Raw genomic sequence first — 10,172 nt, 5'->3', positions numbered from 1 at the left:
TCACGCAAAGTCCTTGTTAAAGCTGGTTTTTCGGAAGAAGGTCTACGGCGAGCGTATGGAGAAGAGCTACCTGCATTTCGTATTAATCGTGATGCACTGCGACTGATAAACACTTAAAGCAAAAAAGCAGAGGCTCGCCTCTGCTTTTTACAGCACAGCTAGAGAGCTAGATTTTTAGCTTTGCTCAATGCACTTTGAAAATCCTGCTCAGGATCAGAGGTTACAAGGGATGGCTGAAGGCATACGCTCTCTATGTTGCTAATCCCGATCATGTTCAGCCACCAAGATACGTAGGTCGAGTGAAAATCACTGCCGTATTTTGCTTCAGCGCCTGGGAAAAATACCCCAGAGGTATAAAAAACACTCGCTTTTTTGTTTTCTAACAAGCCGAAGTAGCCTTGTTCTGGACTGAACCCGAAAAGTAATCCTGGCTGAGTAATAATGTCGATATATTGCTTGAGCTTATACGGAACTCCCCCATTCCACATAGGAACAGCGAATACAATATGATCGGCATCCATAAATTGTGCTGCAATCTCTTCGATACGCGTCCACTCAGTTTTTAAGCCATCATCCATATCGCCAACTCCGAAAAAGGTCATTTTCGCAGCCGCCTTATCCCCATCAAATTCAGGGAGATCTGCCTTCCATAAATCGAGCGTGCTCACGACTAACTCTGAATCTGAAGCTCGCTTCTCTTCAATGAATGCTTCAGCAAGCAGATTGGATTGTGATGATTCACCTCTAGGTGAAGCGAGTATGTATAGTAATTTAGTCATAACTTAATCCTTTTGACGAATTTTATAGTAACCTTTTAAAAGATTATTTGAAGGTTACTATTAAACAAATAACTTATCAAACTTATTTTTAAGGGTTACTATGTGTTTTTTTAAATAAGGATTGAACTTTTGACGAATACAACAAGACCTGCTCCTTTTTTTGTATCCGATCACATGGCTTTAGACTTTTTGAGCACTCGAACGGCTCCTTGGGGAAAAGAAATCGAATGGCTAAGTAGAGGTACTGATTTATTGGATTGGTTAGAAGCCGCTGAGGCAATTTCAGGAGATCAGAAAAAAGCGTTATCCACGCAATTTTCAACAGCAGAACTAGAAGCTGCTTGTAACAGTGCAAGGTCACTGCGGGAGTGGTTCAGAGGTTTTATTTCGTCATACGCAGGCAATGAACTGACAGAATTTGATATGGCCGAGCTTCAACCGATCAATCAAATTCTCGCCCAAGGCTCACAATATAGCCAAGTGAGTTTTGCTGGCGAAGGTTCTCATGTGCAGTTAACTCCATTTATCCATTGGCGCAGCCACGCTGATTTGCTATTACCTGTAGCAAACGCGATAGCGGATTTGGTATGCAACCAGAACTTTAAATACATCAAAAACTGTGAAGGGCCTACGTGTAACCTCTTCTATCTAGATGAGACCAAAAACCATACTCGCAGATGGTGTACCATGAGTGTATGCGGCAATCGCGCCAAAGCTGCGGCGTTTAGAGCGCGAAAAAAACGATCCAGCTGAATTTTGCATTAAATGCATTTGGACATTAACTTAAATATCATCTAGTCGGCTCAATTCTTGATAATCAATATGACTGATTAGGTCGTTTTTTAACTCATCACGGTACACCCCGTGAAACGCGTTCCTCTTGACATTCGTAAGAATCTTTCTGAATCCCCATGTCACACAGAGAAGGTTCAGCATCAACTAGTCGTGTGCTTGGCCTCCCTAAAGCCTCAAGTGTGTTTTCTCGTAGACGCCATTTTCTCTCTCTGCTTTAGGTCGAAGTGTCAGAGACTGTTAGAACGCCTTAAATTCCCGTCTGATACCGGCCATTCGACACTCCGCAATCCAACAAGGTGTTCATCATCCCCCCCCCTCGAAACACTCAAGGTAATTACCATTGATCGTATCCCTAATGGCTCAGAAGTCGAGCTCAGGAAGCCCAATGGCGCCTAATTCGCAATCAAAGATCAGCTTCATCTGAACACTTTCCTCACTTTCTGGTAGCGACACCAGAAGGTAACCATCTAAATAAATGTTGACAGGTTACTTTGATTTATGAAACCATCAAATCAACTCTTAAGAGGTTACTAATTTGAAAAAGGAAAAACATATGCCCTTAATCACAGTAAAAGTTTTTGAAGATGAGCTAGATCAAGCCCAATCAAAAAAGCTAATAGAAGAAATTACAAACACTGTCACTCGACTTACGAGTGAAAAGCTGAGGCCCGCAACATGGGTCGTGATCGAAGAGATCAAGGATGGCCACTGGGGCGTCGCTGGAAACGCACTAAGCCTGGACGATGTGCAAAAAATGATGGCCGATTGAATCGCATAATGTTCTAATTTTGTGGAGATAAGCATGAAGAATTTAAAGAAAAAATATGGTGGCTGGGCACTGGTTACAGGTGCGTCATCAGGCATTGGTAAAGAGTTTGTGCGAGAACTCGCTAGTCAAGGATTTAACATGGCCCTTGTTGCGCGTTCGGAAGAGGCACTAAAACAAATGTCCCAGGAGATCACGTCGAAACACGCTGTCGAAACACGCATTATTCTGGCAGATTTTACAAAGGAGGATGCTGTACAAGCGGTTTATGATGCTGTTGACGACCTAGACATTGGTCTATTAATCCCTGCTGCGGGCGTTGATGAAATGGGATTATTTTTAGATAAAAACTACTCATCTTTACAGGCCATGATGCAACTTAATATTGATGCCCCTACACAGCTAGCCCATATGTTTGGCAAACGCATGGAAAAACGCGAGCATTCTGGAATTATTCTGGTAGCAAGCTTATTTGCGTACCAAGGAATCCCACACTTTGCGACGTACGCTGCCACCAAGGCTTATATTCTGACCCTAGGTGAGGCATTAACGCTTGAAATGAAAAAGAAAGGAATCGACGTTTTAACACTTTCCCCAGGGCTTACCGCAACACCCTTTGCCGCAGGTCTGAAGGTTAACCCAAAATTACTGCCTATGATTGCTCAAAACCCACGTAGCGTAGCGCGTATAGGGTTAAGAAATATTGGTAATAAAATGAGTGTTGTATCCGGCTTTATCAATAAATTTTACGCTTGGGAAAATCGTTTAATTCCCCGTTCATGGCCCGTAAAATTATTTGGTTTTTTAATTGGAAACGCCGCACGTTCGTATGAAAAACACAAAAAATCGGCACCACAATCACCGAAAGCTCCCGTTTAGAAGCAATGCGATTAAATTAAAAACTACAGAAAGGCCTTTTATCTATGACATATTTTCCACTATTAGAAAAAGATACAGCTCCTGAAAATTCCGTTGAGTGGCTAGAAAAAGCCGAAGCGAATTTTGGCATGATCCCTAATGTTGAAAAAGTGATGGCATTAAGCCCTCAATTGCTTGCCGGCTATACGTTTATGTGGGATGGATTTAATACCTCCACATTAGACGAGCAGGAGCGTCAGGTTGTTTACATGACCGCTAATTACGAAAATGAATGTGATTATTGTGTACCTTGGCACACCATTTTGGCAGAGCAAAGCGGTCTCAGCAAAGAAGATGTTACCGCTTTACGAGGTGGCGGAACACTTTCGAATCCAAAGCATGATGCCTTGAGCATCTTTACACGCTGCCTAATCGCAAACCGTGGGAAGGCTTCGCAAATTCAATTACAAGATTTTTTTGACATAGGCTATACAGACCAGCAGGCGCTAGAGGTAATTCTAGCGCTCTCCATAAAGTTAATCAGTAATTACACAAACTCCATTGCCGGTACTCCACTTGATAAAGAGGTGCAGCACAAGCGTTGGGAGAAACCCCTGGTACGCGAGAAAGCGGAATAAAAGCTATTCCGCACATTCCATCAATTTAAAAGACATCAAAGGTTCGTACGAAACAGGTGATGGAAGCTACGTAAGTGGCTCAAGATGTTTGTTCTTATCTTGTCCACTTCCAACTCAGTAATCTCGATGCTCGGTTTGGAATTCGTATTTGGCGCTGAAAAATGTTGAAGTGTTTTAAGCCAAAACACTTGGGGTCAAGGTTACTTTTTTAGAAAGAAACCGGTTTGGTTTAGTTCGTTAGACCCTAAACTAGGAATGGGTGAGCGCTAGTAAGACCGCCATCTTGTTTAAGACAAAGGGCCATTTCTTAGCAGATTCAGAAAACGATTTGTTTCATCGATCTCATCGCCAAGCAGCGCCTCTGTTTCCAGCTGCGCTTTCTCCCACAACGGGTAGGCTTCTCGCAGTAGCGATAGCCCTTTATCGGTAATTCGTAAAGCCCGCTTTCGGGTTCCCGCCTCTCCACTTCGCTCGATAAGATCACTCGCTTCAAGCAACTTAGCGCCTCTGGTGAGCGAGGTGCGTTCCATTGAAAGCCTTTCAGCTATTTCGCTAATTGAGTTGGGGCGTGTCTGTGCTATCGCGGCAAGTAAAGTGAACTGAGTAATCGTTAAGCCAACTGGGCGCAAAGCAGTGTCGTAGCGCCGACTAATTGCCCTTGCTGCGCTAAGTGTTCGGACCGCCAGACAGCGCCCTGTAATGCTTTTAATCATTAATTTGTCGTTCATAAGGGTAGATATACAGGATTGGCCTTGACTTTCCAAGCGTGTATATGCACTATTTGTAGTGTATATACACGCTAATGTGAATTTATAAGGTGCAAATTATGGAATCCATACCCAAAAAACAAGGAGTCGTTGATCGAATGTTAAGCCTTCGTTGGCTTGTGATTATTGCTGCCACACTCATCATCGGAGCAACGGCGTTCTCGCTTCCGACGCTAACCAAGGACACTTCGGCGGACGCATTTATCGACCCAGAATCTCCAGCTCTCATTTATAAGGAACGAGTTGAAAAGGTGTTTGGCCTGACTGACCCAATTGTCGTTGCCGTCATTAATAAAGGTGGGAACGGCGTATTCGATACAGATAATCTTGCCTTGGTTGAAAGTCTGACCTCTAAGATTGAAGAGCTAAAACAAGTTGACCCTGATCGTGTTGTTAGCTTAGCCACTGAAAATAATATTGTCGGAACCCCAGATGGGCTGATTGTTGAGGGTTTCCTAGATAAAAAAACAGAACATTTCAAAGGGGCTAGGGGTAGCACCGAGCGAGCTTCCGAAATTCGGGAAGCGATCAGTGAATTTCCCCTCTATCAAGGGAGCCTGGTCGGCCGAGAAGGTACAGCCACCCTTATTATTGCTGAAATTTTAGATGAAGACGACGCGCAAGCTACTTATGACGCGGTCGTAGACATTGCTAGTCAGGCTGTGGTTCCGGAAGGTACTGAAATTCACATTGCAGGAGAAGGTGCAGTAGCTGGCTATTTATCGACTTACATTGATAAGGACGCCAGTAGATTAAACCCACTCGCCGGAGTCATTATCACGATTGTGCTGCTACTGGCTTTCTTATCCCTGCGGGCGGCCATTCTGCCTAACGTCGTGGTGGCTGCAACCGTATTAGGGAGTTTCGGGTTGATGGCGGCATCTGGGACTTCATTTTATGTCATCACCAATGGATTAGTGGTTAACCTCATTGGCATTTCGGTTGCTGATTCCATCCACATCCTATCGGCATACTACAGTATCCTAAGGGACGACCCGGATATAGATAAGAAAGCTGCGGTCAAGTTAGCTGTCTCAAAAATGTGGCGTCCAGTAACTTTGACAAGTTTAACAACTATTGCGGGTTTTCTCGCGCTTTCCGCCAGCTCAACTATGCCTCCTATTCAGGCCTTTGGTCTATTCGGCGCACTGGGCGTTGCTCTTGCTTGGATGTATTCGCTGACGCTTTTACCCGCTCTGCTAACCATTTGGCCAACCAAACGCATACCCCTCCCATTTAAGTCTGGGCTTACGCGAGCGAGTTTTTCTGAACGATTGATGACGAGTATAGGCCGAACAGTCCTAGGTGCCCCAAAAGTCGTGGTTGGGTTGAGTGTAGTCATACTTACAGTAGCAGTGTTCGGCGCAATGCAAGTTGTCGTCGATGAGGATCGAATAGAAAACTTTCGCCCCACTGAACCTGTTTACATGGCCGATAAGGCTATTAATTCCACGACCGATGGTATCTACAATCTCGATATTCTCGTTGAAACTCAAAGTGCAGGCGGTCTATACGATCCTGAAACCTTGCAACGTATTGAAGCGCTTCAAGACTATATAGAAACCTTGCCGAGCGTTGGGGGGACCACTTCTATTGTCGACTACGTAAAGCAATTGCACCGCTCCGTAAATGACGGAGATGCCGCCTTCTACACAATTCCAGACAACGCCGACCTTATTGCTCAACTCTTCTTTTTGTATGGAGCGAGTGCCGACCCAACCGATTTCGAAGAAGAGATCGACTCAGACCACCGGCAAGCTCTGGTTCGCGCGCAAATAAAAGAAGGCCGATACACAAACAATAAATTACTTGTACCTGCTCTTGAAAAATACGTGAAGGACGTGTTCAACAATGAAACTGTAAAGGCGACCGTAACGGGGCGCGTCACTGTCAGCTACTACTGGATACAAGGCATCGATCAGTCGACATTATTTTCGATTCTTCTGTCATTTGTCGCAGTCACGTTGACCGCAATGTTGGTATTCCGCTCAGCAATATCAGGGCTACTTGCAGCTCTTCCAGTGGGTCTTGCTATATTGCTCGTGTATGCCGTCATGGGATTCACTGGCATCCCATTAGGTGTGAGCACCTCCATGTTCGCAGCGATAGCCATTGGGTTGTCCATAGACTTTGCTATCCACGCCCTTGATCGACTTCGTGAAATTGGTCGCACCAAAGGGTTAGATGCTGATGCCCTAATAGACCTCTATCCAGAAACTGGACGAGCGCTCTTTTTCAATTTTGTAGCGGTGGCCGGAGGGTTTGGTGTTCTAATGACGTCCGAAGTACCTCCATTGGTCAAGTTTGGCGGCCTGGTTGCGGTGGCGGTTTCAGTGGCCTTTCTGGCGTCCGTCACCCTGTTACCCGCACTTGTCACACTGTTCAAGCCCCGCGCCCTTCTAGCACCGAAACCAAAGGAGAAACCAAATGCGTTTAATCATAAGCCTACTTAGTATGACTTGTTTGGCCTTACCTGCCATCGCGCAAGACACTCTGACCGGAGATGAAATTGTCGCTCAAATGAATGCACGTGATGATGGAAATTACGTCACACGAGGGTTTTCAATTGAGCTAACTGATCGATCTGGAAAAACACGGACGGAAAAAACGATTGCTTATCGGCGCTATTTTGGAGACGAAAAGCGTACGATTATATTCTACACTGAGCCAACACGCGTGCGTGGGACAGGGTTTCTAACATACGATTATGCCGACCCTGCGATTGATGATGATCAATGGCTGTACCTTCCAGCACTTAGGAAAGTACGTCGAATTTCAGCATCTGATCGAGGTGACTACTTTCTTGGAACGGACTTTACCTATGAAGAAATAAAGAAAGAACAAAAAATCGAGTCAGAAGACTATCGATTTGAGGCGAAGGGTGCCGAAATCATTGACGGGCGTGAATTATTAATCGTTGAAGGCACACCTCTATCCGATGACATATCAGATGAACTCGGTTTGTCTCATGTTGTTTGGCGTATCGATCCAGAAATCTGGATGAGTCGAAAAACCGATTACTATGACCAAAATGGTAACCATGCAAGGACTGCCATCCTAGAAGGCGTTGAAACCATAGACGGCTATCTAACGACAACTCAGATCTTCGTAGAAAATCACAAAACCGGACACTCTTCTCGGATCACTTTTTTGAATACTGACTACACGACTGAAGTGCCAGAAAGTCTTTTTAGTCAGCCGCGTTTACGGCGCGGTCTATGATTCGGTATCGTCGTTCAACGTTACTTCAACACCTTGGCTCTCCTTTATTTAGAGCATTCCTTGCCGTGGTGGTACTCCCGCCCGGTAAGGCTTTTTCTCAGGATATCGAGTATAGGGGGACGCTATCTTCGCGGGTGGCAGTTGAGACTCGTGATGGCAATATGCAACTAGGCGAAGTAAAGTTCGAGCCAGAGCTAGCGGGTACGTTAACGCCGAACATTAGTTTTCGAATTCTTGGCCGCCTGCGGGGTGATACTCAGGACCAAATAGAGCCCGGCGATCCAGGGGCTCAATCTGCTGCTAGGTCAGATTGGAACAGGCGCGCATTTATCGTGGATAATCTAGATGCCGAGCTTCGTGAAGCCTATGCGGATATCTACGCAGGTGATTGGTTCTTCCGCTTAGGAAAACAACAAGTCGTCTGGGGGCAAGCTGACGGTCTTCGAGTTCTCGATCAAGTTAATCCTCTGAGCTTTCGCGAATTTACTCTGGGAAACTTTGAGGATAGGCGAATTCCGTTATGGATGGCCAATCTTGAACGAAGTTTCAGATCAGTAACGGTTCAATTTCTTTGGATACCTGATCACACTTATAACGAAGTTCCTTCTACTGGCACCTTTCGACCAACATCACCCTTGCTGGTTCCGAGTCCACCGACCGACTTTTCAGGGCCGATTCAAGCTGTACAAGGAAATCGACCCAATCGCCTAATTACCGACGATGATTATGGCATCCGCTTAACAGGCTTTTCTCATGGCTGGGACTGGTCGTTAAATGGACTTTACTCTTATAGCGATGCACCTGTTATCAGTCAGCAACTTGCTGATGACGGCACTCTGTTCATTGCTCCGCGCTATGAACGCTCCTTGCTCATAGGTGGTTCAGCTTCAAACGCCTTCGGTAAATTTACCTTACGTGCCGAACTGGGCTATGCGACAAACCGATACGTATTAATCAACGATCCAACTGACGAAGATGGCGTTGCTAAAAGCTCCGAACTAAGCAGTGTTATCGGGCTAGATTATCAAGTCAACGCCGACACGCTCTTTAGTAGTCAGCTTTTTTTGAGCGTACTACCTGATAATCCTAATGGCGCTATCCGAGACCAAGCAACCGGCACATTAACGCTTTTGGCTCGACGAGAACTACGTAACGACACAATTAGAGTCGAAGGATTATTGATTCAGGATCTGAATCAAGGCGATGGCGTACTGCAAGTATCGGCTAATTACGAGTTAACCAGCTCAGTTACCCTGAGTGCAGGCGTTGATGTTTTCTACGGTACTACCAATGGAATTTATGGTCAGTTTGATCAAACTGACCGAATTACACTCGGTTTTGAGTATGGTTTTTAGGAGGTTAACATGAGCACATACCCAGATTTATCTTCACTTGATATTAACACGGCTACGGATGGTCTTCTCAGCCAGATATTTTCTGTACGTGAGGGGGAGAGAAAAACATGGGAGCTGTCTATTCCCGAGCCGACCGAGAGCATCGAGTTATTAGATGGCTCATGGGCTCTTGTATGGGGTGATGGCCCTCCTGTTCTGCTCGCCCATGGTTTTGAAGGGCGTTATAGTCAGTTTGCAAAAGTTATCGAAGCAACGCGTAACTCGGGGTTCAAACTGGTTGGTTTAGAAATGCCCGGGCATGGGAGGTCTCATGCACTTCGTGCGGACCCACTATCTTTTTCAAATGCTATTCAGGCCGCATGCTCTGAATTTGGCGCATTTCATACCATGATTGGGCATAGCCAAGGCGCAAATGCTGTTCTGCACGCCTCCGTTAAGGGAGTGGTCAGTAGCAGAATCGTACTGCTTGCGCCACTTGTATCGGTTGAGTCTCACTTGCGCCGAGCATGTGCGCTCGTAAAGTTGTCTGCCGAAGGGACAGAGCTGTTTCTTCGTAAAATCACAGAACTGGTAGGGGTTCCTCCCTCGGACTTTGAAGGGCATGTTATGGGTTCCACTTTGAATATGCGTACCTTAATAGTTCATGACTGCAGGGATAAAGAAGTTCCAATTTCTGAAGCGGAGACGCTAGCCAATGAAATGTCCCTAGCTCGACTTCATATATCGGATGGACTAGGGCACAGAAGGCTTCTAGCAGACCTTGATACTGTCAATCAAGTTGTTAGCTTGATGAATGAAACGTAAATAATAAGCACAAGGGCAGGAATAGTCCTTACCCCAGAAAATTTGTTTTGGCCTGAACGCTGTCAAGAACACTGACAGAGGGTGTCAGCAGGACCCTGTTATTCTGTATTCCACTATCGAACGCAATTGCAGATTGATTTCAATTGCGTAATTCATTTGTGAAAAAAATAACTTAGAGGTACCACCTG

10 protein-coding genes are annotated in these 10,172 nt (G+C 45.4%); 8 read left to right on the top strand and 2 right to left on the bottom strand.

Going from position 1 to position 10,172, the window contains the following annotated elements:
- Nucleotides 1-158: 158 nt before the first annotated feature.
- Nucleotides 159-779 carry an FMN-dependent NADH-azoreductase gene (locus B4K11_RS07320; RefSeq protein ID WP_272965390.1) on the bottom strand — a complete coding sequence of 207 codons (621 nt, stop codon included), beginning with the start codon at nt 777-779 and terminating at the stop codon, nt 159-161.
- A 129-nt stretch (nt 780-908) separates the two neighbouring features.
- On the opposite strand from B4K11_RS07320, the gene B4K11_RS07315 reads away from it, so the two are divergent.
- From B4K11_RS07315 to B4K11_RS07300, 4 genes are all read left to right on the top strand, one after another.
- Entirely contained in the window at nt 909-1,532 is a 624-nt protein-coding gene (locus tag B4K11_RS07315; RefSeq protein WP_272965389.1) for a CGNR zinc finger domain-containing protein, read from the top strand.
- Between the two features lie 595 nt (nt 1,533-2,127).
- Nucleotides 2,128-2,343 (top strand): tautomerase family protein, encoded by a 216-nt coding sequence (locus B4K11_RS07310; protein WP_272969334.1) that lies wholly within the window; start codon nt 2,128-2,130, stop codon nt 2,341-2,343.
- Nucleotides 2,344-2,376: 33 nt separating this feature from the next.
- Nucleotides 2,377-3,219 carry an SDR family NAD(P)-dependent oxidoreductase gene (locus B4K11_RS07305; RefSeq protein WP_272965387.1) on the top strand — a complete coding sequence of 281 codons (843 nt, stop codon included), beginning with the start codon at nt 2,377-2,379 and terminating at the stop codon, nt 3,217-3,219.
- A 44-nt stretch (nt 3,220-3,263) separates the two neighbouring features.
- Nucleotides 3,264-3,836: a carboxymuconolactone decarboxylase family protein gene (locus B4K11_RS07300; protein WP_272965386.1), complete on the top strand. Its 573-nt coding sequence runs from the start codon at nt 3,264-3,266 to the stop codon at nt 3,834-3,836.
- 287 nt (nt 3,837-4,123) lie between these two features.
- Here the strand turns inward: B4K11_RS07300 and B4K11_RS07295 are convergent, their stop codons facing one another.
- On the bottom strand, nt 4,124-4,549 hold the full coding sequence (locus tag B4K11_RS07295) for a MarR family winged helix-turn-helix transcriptional regulator (RefSeq protein ID WP_272965385.1): 426 nt from the start codon (nt 4,547-4,549) through the stop codon (nt 4,124-4,126).
- A 113-nt stretch (nt 4,550-4,662) separates the two neighbouring features.
- Here B4K11_RS07295 and B4K11_RS07290 point away from each other — a divergent pair, with 113 nt between their 5' ends.
- From B4K11_RS07290 to B4K11_RS07275, 4 genes are read left to right on the top strand one after another with little or no spacing between them, the layout of a single operon-like run.
- Complete coding sequence (locus B4K11_RS07290) at nt 4,663-7,056, top strand: efflux RND transporter permease subunit (protein ID WP_272965384.1); 2,394 nt, start codon at nt 4,663-4,665, stop codon at nt 7,054-7,056.
- The gene (locus B4K11_RS07285; RefSeq protein ID WP_272965383.1) at nt 7,031-7,825 is read left to right on the top strand and encodes an outer membrane lipoprotein-sorting protein; all 795 of its coding nucleotides are present in this window, start codon (nt 7,031-7,033) and stop codon (nt 7,823-7,825) included. Before B4K11_RS07290 ends, B4K11_RS07285 begins: the two co-directional genes overlap by 26 nt.
- Nucleotides 7,822-9,180, top strand: a complete 1,359-nt coding sequence (locus tag B4K11_RS07280; protein WP_272965382.1) for a DUF1302 family protein — start codon at nt 7,822-7,824, stop codon at nt 9,178-9,180. The genes B4K11_RS07285 and B4K11_RS07280 overlap by 4 nt, the downstream gene beginning before the upstream one ends.
- Nucleotides 9,181-9,189: 9 nt before the next feature.
- Entirely contained in the window at nt 9,190-9,984 is a 795-nt protein-coding gene (locus B4K11_RS07275; RefSeq protein WP_272965381.1) for an alpha/beta fold hydrolase, read from the top strand.
- Nucleotides 9,985-10,172: the final 188 nt, after the last annotated feature.

Source organism: Neptuniibacter sp. UBA6509 (assembly GCA_002435145.1).
Classification (GTDB): Bacteria; Pseudomonadota; Gammaproteobacteria; order Pseudomonadales; family Balneatricaceae; genus Neptuniibacter.
Note: the sequence above shows the minus strand (reverse complement) of the source record. Positions and strands in the feature narration are given on the sequence as shown.